The organism is Streptomyces sp. NPDC000404 (assembly GCF_040300365.1).
In the GTDB taxonomy this organism is placed as follows: Bacteria; Actinomycetota; Actinomycetes; order Streptomycetales; family Streptomycetaceae; genus Streptomyces; species Streptomyces ramulosus.
The window spans coordinates 357,055-371,122 of record NZ_JBEPDN010000004.1 but is presented as its reverse complement, the minus strand read 5'-3'; the positions used below and the strand labels follow the sequence as shown (position 1 = coordinate 371,122).

12 protein-coding genes are annotated in these 14,068 nt (G+C 75.2%); 6 read left to right on the top strand and 6 right to left on the bottom strand.

What is annotated here, in order from left to right; genetic code table 11:
- Positions 1 to 67 precede the first annotated feature (67 nt).
- The 5 genes from ABT345_RS09715 to ABT345_RS09695 all read right to left on the bottom strand — a co-directional run bounded on the left by ABT345_RS09715 (position 68) and on the right by ABT345_RS09695 (position 4,868).
- Entirely contained in the window at positions 68 to 1,081 is a 1,014-nt protein-coding gene (locus ABT345_RS09715) for a zinc-dependent alcohol dehydrogenase family protein (protein WP_345087926.1), read from the bottom strand.
- Between the two features lie 104 nt (positions 1,082 to 1,185).
- Complete coding sequence (locus ABT345_RS09710) at positions 1,186 to 1,656, bottom strand: RpiB/LacA/LacB family sugar-phosphate isomerase (RefSeq protein ID WP_345087924.1); 471 nt, start codon at positions 1,654 to 1,656, stop codon at positions 1,186 to 1,188.
- A 56-nt stretch (positions 1,657 to 1,712) separates the two neighbouring features.
- The gene (locus ABT345_RS09705) at positions 1,713 to 2,486 is read right to left on the bottom strand and encodes a triose-phosphate isomerase family protein (RefSeq protein ID WP_345087922.1); all 774 of its coding nucleotides are present in this window, start codon (positions 2,484 to 2,486) and stop codon (positions 1,713 to 1,715) included.
- A gap of 134 nt (positions 2,487 to 2,620) precedes the next feature.
- On the bottom strand, positions 2,621 to 3,583 hold the full coding sequence (locus ABT345_RS09700) for a hypothetical protein (protein WP_345087920.1): 963 nt from the start codon (positions 3,581 to 3,583) through the stop codon (positions 2,621 to 2,623).
- Between the two features lie 334 nt (positions 3,584 to 3,917).
- Entirely contained in the window at positions 3,918 to 4,868 is a 951-nt protein-coding gene (locus ABT345_RS09695) for an aminoglycoside phosphotransferase family protein (protein WP_345087918.1), read from the bottom strand.
- A gap of 173 nt (positions 4,869 to 5,041) precedes the next feature.
- Between ABT345_RS09695 and ABT345_RS09690 the strand changes: the two genes are divergently transcribed.
- From ABT345_RS09690 to ABT345_RS09670, 5 genes are all read left to right on the top strand, one after another.
- Entirely contained in the window at positions 5,042 to 6,232 is a 1,191-nt protein-coding gene (locus tag ABT345_RS09690) for a CapA family protein (RefSeq protein ID WP_345087916.1), read from the top strand.
- Positions 6,233 to 6,560: 328 nt separating this feature from the next.
- Positions 6,561 to 6,755: a ferredoxin gene (locus tag ABT345_RS09685; protein WP_345087914.1), complete on the top strand. Its 195-nt coding sequence runs from the start codon at positions 6,561 to 6,563 to the stop codon at positions 6,753 to 6,755.
- Positions 6,752 to 8,014 (top strand): NAD(P)/FAD-dependent oxidoreductase, encoded by a 1,263-nt coding sequence (locus ABT345_RS09680; protein WP_345087912.1) that lies wholly within the window; start codon positions 6,752 to 6,754, stop codon positions 8,012 to 8,014. The genes ABT345_RS09685 and ABT345_RS09680 overlap by 4 nt, the downstream gene beginning before the upstream one ends.
- A gap of 20 nt (positions 8,015 to 8,034) precedes the next feature.
- Positions 8,035 to 10,494, top strand: a complete 2,460-nt coding sequence (locus ABT345_RS09675; RefSeq protein WP_345087910.1) for an excinuclease ABC subunit UvrA — start codon at positions 8,035 to 8,037, stop codon at positions 10,492 to 10,494.
- A gap of 69 nt (positions 10,495 to 10,563) precedes the next feature.
- Positions 10,564 to 10,776, top strand: a complete 213-nt coding sequence (locus ABT345_RS09670; RefSeq protein ID WP_345087908.1) for an EF-hand domain-containing protein — start codon at positions 10,564 to 10,566, stop codon at positions 10,774 to 10,776.
- A gap of 59 nt (positions 10,777 to 10,835) precedes the next feature.
- Here ABT345_RS09670 and ABT345_RS09665 read toward each other — a convergent pair whose 3' ends face one another.
- The gene (locus tag ABT345_RS09665) at positions 10,836 to 13,211 is read right to left on the bottom strand and encodes a GH92 family glycosyl hydrolase (protein WP_345087906.1); all 2,376 of its coding nucleotides are present in this window, start codon (positions 13,209 to 13,211) and stop codon (positions 10,836 to 10,838) included.
- Between the two features lie 332 nt (positions 13,212 to 13,543).
- Here ABT345_RS09665 and ABT345_RS09660 point away from each other — a divergent pair, with 332 nt between their 5' ends.
- A complete protein-coding gene (locus ABT345_RS09660; RefSeq protein WP_345087904.1) occupies positions 13,544 to 14,017 on the top strand; it encodes a hypothetical protein in 474 nt (157 codons plus the stop codon).
- The last annotated feature ends 51 nt before the right edge of the window (positions 14,018 to 14,068 follow it).

Below are 14,068 nucleotides of genomic sequence, written 5' to 3'. Positions count from 1 at the left end.
TGCCCGGCGCCTTCCGCCGGGCAGCCACCGCGGCAGCCCCGGACGGCCGGCGCCGGGGCGCAGCGGATCAGCCGGTCTGCCCGTCGGGGACGATCTGGAGCTTGCGGCCGGTGCCCTTCGTGAAGGTCTCCAGCGCCTCGGCGTACCGGTCGAGGCCGAAGCGGTGGGTGATCATCTTCTCGGAGTCGACGACGCCCCTGCCCAGCAGCTCCACGGCCCGGCCGTAGCTGTGCAGGATCGCCATGCTGCCGACGATGCGGATCTCGTCGTTGTAGATGCGGAACGGCGAGAACTGCGCCTTCTCCTGGTCGGGGGCGCAGCCGAACTGCTGGAAGGTGCCGCCGCGGATGGGCCGGGTCAGACCGTCCTCGATGGCGCGGATGTTGCCGGTGCAGTCGGTGACGACCTGCCAGCCGCGCGGGTGGTCGGCGGTCAGCGCGTCGGCGGTGGTGGCGACGGCGTCGGCGCCGAGTTCGCGGGCGACCGTGAGCCGGTCCTCGTTGATGTCGACGACGGACACGGAGGCGGCGCCGGCCCGCCGGGCGACCTGGAGGTAGAGCAGGCCCATGGTGCCGGCGCCGTAGATCAGGAAGTTGTCGCCGAGCTGCGGGTCGACGATGTCGAAGCCGCGGACGATCGTCGACAGCGGCTCGATGAGCGGGGCGTGCTCCAGGCGGACGGTCTCCGGCAGCCGGTAGAGGTTGCCGACGGGGACCTTGACGTATTCGGCGCAGGCGCCGTCGACGGTGATGCCGATGGTGCCCCACCGCTCGCACAGGTTGCCGCGACCGATGGCGCAGAAGTGGCAGGCGCCGCAGTAGATCGCCGGGTCGGCGGCGACCGCGTCGCCCTCCGCGTAACCGGTGACGCCCGCGCCCACCGCGACGATCTCGCCGGAGAACTCGTGGCCGGGGATCACCGGATAGCGGGTGGGCCCGAACTCGCCCGCGAGCATGTGCACATCGGTGCCGCACAGTCCGGCGGCGGCCACCTTGACGACGACCTCGCCGGGGCCCGGGGTGGGGTCCGCGACGGTGGTCACGGTCAGCTTGTTCGGCTCCTCGATGACAACTGCGCGCATGTCGTTACCGCCTTTCGGAAGAGGGTGCGGGGGAGGGGCGGGGCTCCGGGGCGGGCGGCGGGCGGGGCTGGGTGGCCCGTCGTCACGGCTTCCGGCGCCGGTGGTCAGGCGGTGCGGAGGTTGCGGGACTCGACCTGCCGGATCTTCTCGACCTTGGGCGCCGAGCCGCCGCCCGCGAACTCCGAGGCCAGCCAGTGCTCCAGGCAGACCAGCGCGGCCTCGACGCCCATGGTGCGGTTGCCGAAGCAGGCGATCTGCGCGTCGTTGGACTTCCGGGCGCGCTCGGCGCTGTAGCTGTCGGGGATCTGCGCGGCGCGGATGCCGGGGACCTTGTTGGCGGCGATGGCCATACCGATGCCGGTGCCGCAGATCAGCACGGCACGCTCGTGGTCGCCGCGCGCCACGCTCCGCGCGACGCGCTCGGCGACGTCCGGGTAGTCCTCGGACGGCGCGGCGCTCAGATCGGTGACGGGGTAGCCGCGTGCGGTGAGGTGGGCGATCATCGCGTCCCGCATGACGACGCCGGCGTCGTCGGCGCCGATGGCGATGCGGACGGGGTCCTGGGCGGTGGTCACGGTGGTCTCCTGAGGGGCGGGGCCGGGCGGCCGGACGGGTGAGGGAAGGGGGCGGGTCAGCCGGCGGCGATCTCTTCGACGACCTTGCGCAGGCCCTCGGTGTCGTGGGCGAGGCGTCCCAGGAACAGTCCGTCGACGGCGCCGGCCAGTGCGGTGTACGTACCGGGGCCCGCGGTGCCGCCGTAGATCAGCCGCCCGCGGACGTCGTGGTCGCGCAGCGCGCCGCGGATCGCCTCGGCGACCGCCCGGACGTGGTGCGCGGGCGCCGGTTCGCGGGCGCCGATCGCCGAGACCGGCTCGTACGCGATGACGATCTCGCTGCCGGGGGCGGCGCCGGACAGGGCGGCGCGGATCTGGGTGAGGGTCTCCCCGATGGCGTCCGCGAGGCCGTCGGCGCGGCGTTCACCGGCGCAGACGACGGGGATCAGACCGGCGCGGGTGGCGGCCCGGGTCTTGGCGGCCACCGTCTCGTCGGTCTCGCCGAAGTGGCGGCGGCGTTCGGCGTGGCCGATCTCGACGTAGCGGGCGCCGGTCTCGGCGAGCATGCCCGCGGAGACCGCCCCGGTCCAGGCGCCGCTCTCGGCCCAGTGGACGTCCTGGGCGCCGTGGCCGATACCGGTGCCGGCCAGCAGTTCGCGGGCGTCGCAGAGGGCCGGGAAGGCGGGGAGGACGAAGAGGTCGACGGGGCGGGGGAGCGCGGTCAGGGCGTCGCGGAGCGCGGCCACCTCCGCGAGCCAGGCCCGGGTCCGCGCCAGGCCGAAGTAGAGCTTCAGCGAGACGCCGACCACCGGGCGCGGGCGCACGGCAGACGCCGAGTTCTCAGGGATCACGTCGTTCATGATGCTTCAAACAGAATCACATGTGAAGTTCTCAAATCAAGACGTGAATTTCACAAAGTGGGTGTGATGGGGAGGGGTGTTGGCCCGGCTCCCGCCGCGGTGTCCGGCGGCGGGAGCGTCATCCCCTAGGGCAGTCCGTCGCGGGGCGGTGGCAGGAACGCCGCCCGGTAGAGCTGGATCCCGTCGCGCCGCTGCAGCCGGGAGTCCGCGACGGAGCGCAGACCGCGGCGGAAATAGGCGTGCCACCACGACCGGTGGTCCGCCGCCAGCGCGTCGTACGGCTCCGCGGCGGTGTCCCGCACCACCCGCAGTGCCCGGCGCCGCGCCGCGCGGTCCGGGTGCGCCGGGACGACCGCCGCGTACAGCGTCCGCGCGCCGTACCCGTCGGCCCGCTCCCGCCACGCCGTGACCCGCGCCCCGCCGTCCGCCAGCGGCTGCACCGCGGCGCGCGCCGCGGTGTGCTCCTCGATCCGGGCGGGCGGGGCGCCGGGGTCCGGCCCGGGGCCGCTCGCCGCGGCCGGACGAAACCGCCAGCGGAACGCCCGCTCGCCGTCGCTCGGGACCACCTCGACGGCCAGCACCGGACGGGAGGTGTGCACCAGCGCGCGCAGCGTGAGGGTGCCGCGGTCGGTGCTGAGGGTGCCGGTCAGCTCCGCGTCGCGCAGCCGCAGCCGCCAGTCCACCGCGGTGATCGTGCCGGACGGCGCCAGCGTGAAGTGCCCCACGGGCAGCCGTACGGGACCGAACGGCGCACCGGATTCCCGCCGTTGATCAGGGACGTCGCCGTGCTGGACGGTGAACCGCACCGCGTTCGCGTCCGGTTCGGCGTACGCCTGGCTGCCCAGCCGCGCGTTCCCGAGGAACGGCGCCTCGTGCCACGCCGTGGGCATCCGCCGCCAGACGGGGTCGGCGTCGGCGAGGAGCCGTATCCAGGAGGCGTCGGACTCCGCCTCGCGCCCGGCCGTCCCCCGGCCGGCCGCGGCCGCCTCGTCCCCGGCTCTGCCCACCACGGCCGTCGCCGCGCCGGGGATGCGGCGTCCCGGCGGAAAGATGGGGGAGGGGTACGACGGGGACGGTTCGACGGCCATGCGGCCTCCAGTCGGCGCGCGCGGCGGGGAACGGGCGCACGGGAAAGGCCGCCCGCCGCTCCGGCCCCTCCGCATGGTGGTGCCCTCACCGGCCCGTCCGAAAGCCCCCACGCGGGGCGCGCGTCGGAGGGGCGAGCGGATTCCGGGCGGTCGACCCGCTGATGAGGGCGGGGAGCCGGCGTGTGGTGCGGGCCGGTTTCCCGGTGCGCCGCACGGGGCGGGCCGGGGCGCCGTGCGTGCCCCGGGGCGCACACCTCCGATGCCGGGGAGGCCGGGACGTCCGCCAGGGGTGCGCCCCCGGGGCGCGTCGCTCAGGCCCCGCCCGCCGGGGCGCTCAGCACCCGGCCAGGTCCGCCGCCACCCGCGCCCGACGCAACTCCTCCGCGCCGCCCGCCACCGCGCCGTGCGCCGCCTCGTGCAGCGCGCTCTCCACCCCGCGCGCCGCCGCCCAGGCCAGCAGCCGCGCCGGGTCCTCGTCCAGGGCGTCGCCGAGGAGCGCGGCCCTGGCGTGCAGCACCGGGCCCGGGTCGCGGTGCGCGAACGGGTCGTCGATCTGCATCAGCAGCGGCCACGGGTCGTACGCCGGGTCGCCGGTCATCGGCTTGGGGTCGATCGCCAGCCAGGGGCGGCGCCGGGCGGCGAGGACGTTGCCCGGGTTGGCGTCGCCGTGGACGACCGCCGTCCGCCGGGCGTCGCGCGGCAACGTCCGCAACAGCCGGGCGCCCAGCGCCACCAGCCCGGGGTCGTACCCGGTCCGCAGCCGCGCCGCCCGCTCCTCGGCCAGCGCGGCCCACTCGTCGCACACCGCCGTCATCGGCTCCGGCCCGCCGTCCGCCGGCCGCGGCGCCGCCCACAGTCCGCGCAGCACCTCGGCGGCGAGCGTGAGCCGTCGCTCCGGCGGCAGCGGCGCGGCGCCGAGCGGGGTGCCCGGCGTGCACCGCTCGATGAGCAGCGCGCCGAGCGCCGGATCGTGGTCGAGCAGCCGCACCGCGCCCGCGCCCGCCCAGGCGCGCAGCGCCGGAGCCTCGCCGTCGGCCTCGCGGTGCGGCAGCCCGACCTTGAGGACGGCGGGCGTGCCGTCCGGCAGTTCGGCGGGCGCGACCCAGGCGCAGCTGCCACCGTCGTACGGGGCGCCCAGCCGCAGCCCCCAGCGCTCCTCCGCCGCCCGCACCAGCTCCGGCAGCCGCGCCAGCCAGGCCCGCCCCTCGGCGGTGCGGCGCACCGTGCGGAGCATGGTCAGGCCGGGCGGGAAGCGGTCCGCGGTGCGGCGGCTGTCGGTGTTCATCCGGGCAGCGTAGAGGCGGGCGGGGCGGCGGGGACAGGGCGGTTTCGCGCCGGGAGGCCGCGCCGCCGGGCCCGCGGCCCGCGCCTCGTCGAGCGCCCCGCCGTCCGGGCGATATCCCCGCAACCCACTTCTTCCGCTGCTTATGTGAAGAACCCTCTTGATATGCGTCGGGAATGAACCTGTACACCCGCCACGCCGTGACCGCCCTGCTCGCCGCCCTCGCCGTCGGCTGCGGTGCGCCGCCGGCCGCCCCGCCGCCCCGCCCGGCCCCGTCCGCACCGGCCGCGGCGGGTGGTCACGCCGGCGCCCCGCCGCCCTCGGCGGCCAAGGCGCCGTTCACCCTCGTCGCGTCCGGGGACGTGCTCGCCTCGTACCCGGCGGTGCTGGACGCCGCGAAGAACGACGCACCGGACTTCGGAAGGACCGAGGGCGCGCCGACCGGCTACGACTACCGGCCGATGCTCAAGGGCATCAAACCCGTCATCGCCGAGGCGGACCTCGCCCTGTGCCATCTGGGGACCCCGCTCGGCCCGTTGGCGGGCCCCTTCACCGGCTCCGGCGCCCTCCAGGCCCCGCCCCAGGTCGCCACCGCGCTCAAGGACGCCGGATTCGACTCCTGCGCCACCGCCTCCGGCCACACCCTCGACCGCGGCGACGCCGGGGTCCGCGCCACCCTGGAGGCGCTGGACACCGTCGGGATGCGGCACACCGGATCGGCGCGGGACGCCGCCGAGGGCTCCCGGCCCGCACTGCTGCGGGCGCGCGGCGGCGCGGAGGTCGCGCACCTCTCCTACGTCCTCGGCGACCGCCGGGCCACCGCCCGCGGCGGCCGGCCCTGGGCGGTGAACCCCGTCGACGAACAGCGGATCATCGCCGACGCCCGCGCCGCCCGGCGGGCCGGCGCCGACCTCGTCGTGGTCAGCGTGGCATGGGGCACCGAGTACCGCACCGAGCCGGACCCCACCCAACTCACCCTGGCCCGCGCCCTCACCGCAGCCGAGACCGACGGCCGCCCCGACCTCGATCTGCTCCTGGGCACCGGCACGCTCGCCCCGCAGGCGTACGAGAAGGTCAACGGCGTCTGGGTGGTCTACGGGCTCGGCGACCAGATCGCCGGTTCGATGAAGAAGCAGGAGGGCACCTGGGGCACCGCCGCACGGTTCCGCTTCACCCCGCCGGAGCGGCCCGGCGAGCGCTGGCAGGTGACCGATGCGGAGTACGTCCCGCAGCTCGTCACCCGCAAGAAGCCGCTGCGCAGCATCAACCTCGGCCGCACCAAGCTGTGGGTCAAGGAACATGCCGCGATCGAGAAGACGGTGCTCAGCAGGGGCGCCGCCGCATCGGGGCTCAAGGCGGGGAGCTGAGCGCGGGGCACGGCCGGTGCCGGACGCGCTGATCCCGGCGGCGGCGAGGAGGGCCGGGCGGGCCGCGGCCCGGCACGGTTCGGCGGGTGCCCGGCGGGCATTCCGGTACGCGTCCGGTACGCATCCGGTCCGAGGCGCCGACCGCCCGCGGCGGGGCCGGACGTCCCGGGCCCGGCCGGGCGCCCCGCCCCGTCGCCCGCCCGCCGGCCCCGTACCGGCGCGTAGGCCCACGGGGGCCGCGCCCTGCCCGTCGTCCGCCGGCGGAGGTACCGTCCTTTGGCCGGATGATCGACCCCAACCCGCCCACACACCCCAGGAGTTACCGGCCATGAAGATCACCGTTGCTGCCGACAAGTGCTGCGGCGCAGGCCAGTGCGTGCTCACCGCCCCCGAGGTCTTCGACCAGCGGGACGAGGACGGCGTCGTCGTGCTGCTCGACGCGGCGCCGCCCGCCGAGCGGCATGACGCGGTCCGCGAGGCCGCCGCCCTCTGCCCCGCCGGCGTCATCGAGCTGCACGCATGACCGCCGGCCCCCTCGCCGTCGTCGGTGCTTCCGCCGCCGGGCTGGCCGCCGCCGAGACGCTGCGCCGCTCCGGCTGGAGCGGACCGCTCACCCTGATCGGCGACGAACCGCACCTGCCGTACGACCGGCCGCCGCTGTCCAAGCAGCTGCTGCACGGCACCTGGGAGAGCGAACGGCTGCTGCTGCGCACCGCCGAACAGCTCGCCCCGCTCGACCTCGACCTGAGGCTCGGCACCCGCGCCACCGGCCTGGACGCCGCCACCCGCACCCTGACGCTCGACGGCTCCACCTCGCTGACCTGCGCCGGAATCATCATCGCGACCGGCGTCACGGCCCGCACCCTGCCCGGCGCGGACGGCCTCGACGGCGTCTTGACCCTGCGCACCCTCGACGACGCCGTCGCCCTTCGCGCCCGGCTGGCCGGCGCCGGACACCGGCTCGTCGTCGTCGGCAACGGCGTCCTCGGCTGCGAAGCCGCGGCCGTGGCACGGGAGCTGGGCCACGACACCACGCTCATCGGCCGCGACGCCCTCCCGATGGCCCGCGCGGTGGGGCCCGAGGTCGGCGCGCTGCTCGCCGAGGAGCACCGCACCCGCGGCGTCCGGCTGCGCACCGGCGACGTCGCGGAATTCCTCACCGGCCCGGTGCCCGGCACGGTCGGCGGCGTCCGGCTCACCGACGGCACCGAACTGCCCGCCGACACCGTCCTGCTGGCCATCGGCTCCGAACCCGCCGTCGGCTGGCTGCGCGGCGAGCCCGCCCTCGACACCACCGACGGGCTGCGCTGCGACGCGTACTGCGCGGCGGCGCCCGGCATCTACGCCGCCGGGGACGTGGCCCGCTGGGACCACCCGCTGCACGGCGTCCCGCTCCGCTTCGAGCACCGGATGAACGCCACCGAGCAGGGCATGGCCGCCGCCCGCAACCTCCTCGCCGAACTCGCCGCGGAGAGCGTGCCCGGCACGGACGCCCCCGAGCGCCGTCCCTTCGCCCCCGTGCCGTACTTCTGGTCCGACCAGTACGGCATCAAGCTCCAGGCGTACGGGCTCACCGCGGGCGCCGACCGGACGGAGACCACCGTCCTGGACCGCGCCGCCCGCAGCGCCGTCGCCCTCTACGGACGCGACGGCCGGGCCACCGGCGTCCTCGCCGCCGGACTGCCGCCGCGCCAGGTCCGGGCCCTGCGCGCCGTCGTCGCCACTCCGCTGCCCTGGGAGGAGGCACGCGCCCGCGCCCGGGCGGTTCTCGCCCCCGCCTGACGGTGCCCGATCATGGAGGGATGACCGACTCGTACGTACGGGTGCGCGGCGCCCGTGAGCACAACCTCCGCACCGTCGATGTGGACATCCCGAGGGACGCGCTGGTCGCGTTCACCGGGGTGTCCGGATCGGGCAAGTCCTCGCTGGCCTTCGGCACCCTCTACGCCGAGGCGCAACGCCGCTACTTCGAGTCCGTCGCCCCCTACGCCCGCCGCCTGATCCACCAGGTCGGCGCGCCCAAGGTCGAGGAGGTCAGCGGGCTGCCCCCGGCCGTCGCCCTGGAACAGCGCCGCTCCGCGCCCTCCGCACGCTCCTCCGTCGGCACCGTCACCACCCTCTCCAACTCCCTGCGGATGCTCTTCTCCCGCGCCGGCGACTACCCCGAAGGCACCGAACGCCTCGACTCCGACGCCTTCTCGCCCAACACCGCCGCCGGCGCCTGCCCCGAGTGCCACGGCCTGGGCCGCGTCCACCGCGTCACCGAGGACTCCCTCGTCCCCGACCCCTCGCTGACCATCCGCGAGGGCGCCGTCGCCGCCTGGCCCGGCGCCTGGCAGGGCAAGAACCTCCGCGACATCCTTGCCACCCTCGGCCACGACATCGACCGGCCCTGGCGCGAGCTGCCGCCCGCCGACCGCGACTGGATCCTGTTCACCGACGAACAGCCCGTCGTCACCGTCGAACCGGTCCGCGAGGCCGGCCGCATCCAACGCCCGTACAAGGGCCAGTACATGAGCGCCCGCCGCTATGTGCTGCACACCTTCGCCGACTCCAAGAGCGAGACGCTGCGCACCCGCGTCCGCGGCTTCATGATCACCGAGCCGTGCCCGGCCTGCGCCGGACGACGGCTGCGCCCCGAGGCGCTCGCCGTCACCTTCGCCGGCCACGACATCGCCGAGCTGGCCGCCCGCCCGCTCGGCGCCCTCGCCGCCCTGCTGGCCCCCACCGCGCGCCGCGACGACGACGGCGTCGCCGCCACCCTCGCCCGCGACCTCGTCGCCCGGATCGAGGTCCTCACCGAACTCGGCCTCGGCTACCTCGCCATGGACCGCCCCGCCCCCTCCCTCTCCGCCGGCGAACTCCAGCGCCTGCGCCTCGCCACCCAACTGCGCTCCGGCCTCTTCGGCGTCGTCTACGTCCTCGACGAACCCTCCGCCGGACTCCACCCCGCCGACACCGAATCCCTCCTCGCCGTCCTCGGGCGGCTCAAGGAGGCGGGCAACTCCCTCTTCGTCGTCGAGCACGACATGGACGTGGTCCGCAGCGCCGACTGGCTGGTCGACGTCGGCCCGCGCGCGGGCGAACACGGCGGCCGGATCCTGCACAGCGGGCCCGTCGCGGGCCTCGCCGACGCCGCGGAGTCCGCCACCCGCCGCTTCCTCTTCGACCCCGCGCCGCCCCCGGAGCGCACGCCCCGCACGCCCACCGGCACGATCGCGCTGCGCGACGTCACCCTGCACAACCTGCGCGGACTCGACGCCGACTTCCCGCTCGGCGTCTTCACCGCCGTCACCGGCGTCTCCGGCTCCGGCAAGTCCACCCTCGTCACCCGCGTCCTCGCCGACGCCGTCCGCGACCACCTGGGAACGGCGGCGGAACCGGCCGCTCCCCAGGACGACGGGACCGACGGGGACGCCGACGACGACCGCGCCCGGATCGCCTCTGCCGAGGGCCTCTCCGCCGTCGACCGGCTGGTCCGCGTCGACCAGAAGCCCATCGGCCGCACCCCGCGCTCCAACCTCGCCACCTACACCGGCCTCTTCGACGCGGTCCGCAAGGTCTTCGCCGCCACCGACGCCTCCCGCGCCCGCGGCTACACCGCCGGCCGCTTCTCCTTCAACGTCGCCGCCGGTCGGTGCGAGACCTGCCAGGGCGAGGGCTTCGTCGCCGTCGAACTCCTCTTCCTGCCCGGCACCTACGCCCCCTGCACCGCCTGCCACGGCGCCCGCTACAACCCCGAGACCCTGGAGATCACCTACCGCGGCCGGACCGTCGCCGACGTCCTCGCGATGACCGTCGACGCCGCCGCGGAGTTCCTCGCCGACGTCCCCGCCGCCGCCCGCAGCCTGCGCACCCTGCGCGAGGTGGGCCTCGGCTACCTGCGGCTCGGCCAGCCCGCCACCGAACTCTCCGGCGGCGAGGCCCAGCGCATCAAACTCGCCACCGAACTCCAGCGCACCCGCCGCGGCCACACCCTCTACCTGCTCGACGAGCCCACCACCGGCCTGCACCCCGCCGACACCGAGGTGCTGCTGCGTCAGCTGCACGGGCTGGTGGACGCCGGGCACACCGTCGTGGTCGTCGAGCACGACATGGGCGTGGTCGCCGGCGCCGACCACGTCATCGACCTCGGTCCCGGCGGCGGCACGGACGGCGGCAAGATCGTCGCCGCCGGCACCCCCGGGCAGGTCGCGGCCACCCCCGGCAGCCGCACCGCGCCCTATCTGGCCCGCGCCGGGGCCCGCCCGGACGCCCGCTGACCACCCCGGCTAATGTACGCAGGTCAGATCAGCGACACGGATCGTCCAGTACACGAAGGGGGCACTCTCATGGCAGACATCGAGAAGGCCAGGGAGCAGTTCGCGCGGTTCGACGGGGACGGCGACGGCCTGGTCACCGCCGACGAGTTCAAGCGCGCCATGGCCGAGATGGGCGACCCGTTCGTCACCGGCCCGATCGCCGAGTCGGTCATCAACGCCAAGGACTCCGACGGCGACGGCCGGATGTCCTTCGACGAGTTCTGGGCCGCGCTCCAGGGCTGAACGCGCCCGTCCGGGGCGGGCACGGCCAACCGCCGCCCGCCCCGGACGCCGCCCCGGCCTCAGCCGGTGCGGCCCGGCCGCCCGGCCGCCGCGCCCATCGGCGGCGGCGCATCGGCCGCCCCGGTGCCCCATCCGGACGGCGAGCCGCCCACGGTGAACGCCAGCTCCCGCGCCCCGCGCAGCTCGCCGGTGGTCAGATACGTCCGCTGCCGCGCGACCCCGTCGAGCCGTACCGACTGCACATAGCGGTCCGTTGCCGACGTACCGGGCGCCGTCACGGTGAAGCGGCCCGCCGGGTAGAACGCACGGTCCAGCCGCAGGTCGACGCGGTCGAAGACCGGGGTGCTCAGCCCCCAGGTGTCGGTGCCGGGCTGCACGGGGAACACCCCGATCGACGACAGCACCATCCACGCCGACATCGTCCCCAGATCGTCGTTGCCGGTCATCCCGGTCGGCGCGTCCGTGAACAGCGTCAGCGCCGCATGCACCACATCCGTCGTCTTCCACGGCTGACCGGTCGACAGATACGTGTACGGCGCGATGAGATCCGGCTCGTTCTGCGGGTTGTACTTGTCCGCGTTGTAGTAGTCGTACGGGCCGTTGACCCACACCTCGCGCGCGGTCTTCTCCGGGTCCTTCAGCAGCTTGTCGTAGGCGAAGAACGAGTCCAGCCGCTCGGTGGCCTTGGCCTTGCCGCCGATGAGGGAGATCATCCCGGGCAGGTCCTGCGGCACCAGCCACTGGTACTGCCAGGCCGTGCCCTCGTGGAACCCCTCGCTCTTCGCCGGATCGGCGGGCCCGGTGAACGCGCCCCGCCCGTCCCGCGCCCGGAAGAAGCCGGTCGAGGGATCGAAGATCTTGCGGTAGTTCTGGGCGCGGGCCGCGTACCGGTCGGCGTCCGCGGCATGGCCCAGATCCCGCGCCATCCCCGCGAGCGCCGCGTCCGCCAGCGCGTATTCGAGCGTCGCCGAGCCGCCGTGGTCGAAGTCGGAGTCCCCGGGCTTGGTGTGCGGACGGCCCTTGAGGAACGGGACGAAACCGTTTCGGAGGTACTCCGCGTTGCCCTCGCGGCCCACCGCGGGCGAATCGGCCGGCGGCACCCCGTCGGCGTTCCGCTTCAGCGCCGCGTACGCCTCCTCCTCGTGCCCGGCGAGCAGCCCCTGCCGGTAGGCGTTGGTCAGGAACGGCGTCACCGGGTCGCCGGTCATGATGTTGGTTTCGACGGTGCCGTAGCCCCACTTGGGCAGCCAGCCGCTCTCCTCGCCGACGCGCAGCACCGACAGCGCCATGTCCCGCGACTCCCGCGGCGCGAGCAGCGCCAGCAGCTGCGCCTGGGTGCGGTAGGTGTCCCACAGCGACCAGTTCTGGTAGTACGTGAACCCGCGCGCCCGGTGGACGCGCCGGTCCCAGCCCCGGTAGCGGCGGTCCGCATCGGTACCGGTGTTGGGCGCGAGGAACGAGCGGTACAGCGACGAGTAGAACGTCCGCCGCAGCGTCGGATCGCCGCCTTGCACCCGCACCTGCCCGAGCCGCCGCTCCCACGCCGCGTCGGCCGCGGCCCGCGCCCGGTCGAAGGAGGGCCCGCCCTCCGCCCGCAGATTGCGCGCCGCGCCCGCCGCGTCCACATAGCTGATCGCGGTGGTCGCCTCGACGGTGCGGCCCTCGCGGGTGTCGAAGCGGACGTACGCACCGTGCCGCCCCGCCGCCGTCGAACCCGCCGAACCCGGTGTCACCGTGTCGCCCCGCCACGTCCCGTAGGAGGCGAAGGGCCGGTTGAAGCGGGTGAGCGTGTAGACCGTGTACGGCCGGGTGTCCTGGCAGAAGCCGCGGCCGGTGATCGCGGTGCGCACGGTGCGCGAGTCCAGCACCTCCACCCGGCTGGAGACCACCTTGTGCAGCGCCTGACCGGCGTTGAGCAGCACATTGGCCTTGTCCGTCGCCGGGAAGACGTACCGCTGCCGCCCGGTGTGCGCGGTGGCGGTCAGCTCGGCGCCGATCCCGCCGTACGACGTCAGGCGGACGCGGTACGAGCCGGGGCGGGCCGACTCGTCGTCATGGCGAAAGGCCGCGGCGTACTTGGCGTAGTCGGTCTCGGTGACCTCGCCGGTGGTCGGCAGCACCGGCAGATCGCCGCCGAGACCGCAGCCCACACCGGAGATGTGCACCGCGCTGAACCCGCGGATGTGGTCGTCGTCGTAGTCGTAGCCCGTGGTGTGGCCGGTGTCGGGGGAGAGCTGCACCATGCCGAACGGCACGGCGGCGCCCGGGTAGGTGTTGCCGTCGTTGCGGCTGCCGATGAACGGGTTGACGAGGTCGGTGAGGCGGCCGGACGCGGGCGCGGCCTGCGCGGCGGGGGCCGTGAGCGCGCCCCCGACGAGCGCGGCCGCCAGCACCGCACCGGCGGCGGGCAGCCGGGTGCGACGGGGCCATGGCATGGGTGGACCTCCGGAAGAGCCGACAACGTTGTCAGGGCGGGCTCATTCTTGGCGGCGCCCCGGTGCCCGTCAAGAGGGCGGACGGCTCCGGGAACGTGGGCCCGCCGCTCGGTGTCTTGACGATGACACGTCAAAAAATTCCGTGGCGCAGCCTTGTTCTCTTCGCGGGGCCATGCCTCAATGGGCTCCGCATTCAGGTTGCTGAACACACGTCAGATCCGTGTGCCGGCGCGGGACCGCGCCGCGGCCCCGCGCGGACGCCCGCCGCCCGCACCACGACGGCCGGCGCCCCGACCCACTCCCACAGCGCCCCCCCACGAAGGCGGACCCACATGAGACACGGCAAGCTCGGCAAGGCCCTCGGCAGCGCCCTCGCCGTCGGCGCGGCACTCGTCGGCACCCTCGCCATGGCACCGGCCGCCGGTGCGGTGGACCCCGACACCGCCACGCTCGGCTTCGACTGCGGCACCTACGGCAAGGGCACCGCCACGCTCACCGCCACCCAGGACGGTACGGCGGCCACCATCAGCGTCTCCACCTCGGCCGTCACCGCCCCCATCGACGTGGCCGCGAACTCCGTCAAGTCCACCCTCACCCTCACCAAGAACGGCTCCGGCACCGCCACCTTCAGCGGCAGCTCCAACCCGAAGATCCCCTCGGGCGGCGCCGTCAGCACCGGCCCGCTCACCGGCACCGTCGCCTCCGGCGACAAGCTCGAAGCCACCTCCCTCAAGGTCGTCGTCTTCGGCATCACCGCCACCTGCAAGGCCACCGGGCCCCAGGACCCGGGACCGTTCGTCTTCTGAGCCACCGTGCGCGAAAGCGGCGGGCCCCGGGAACCTCCCCGGGGCCCGCCG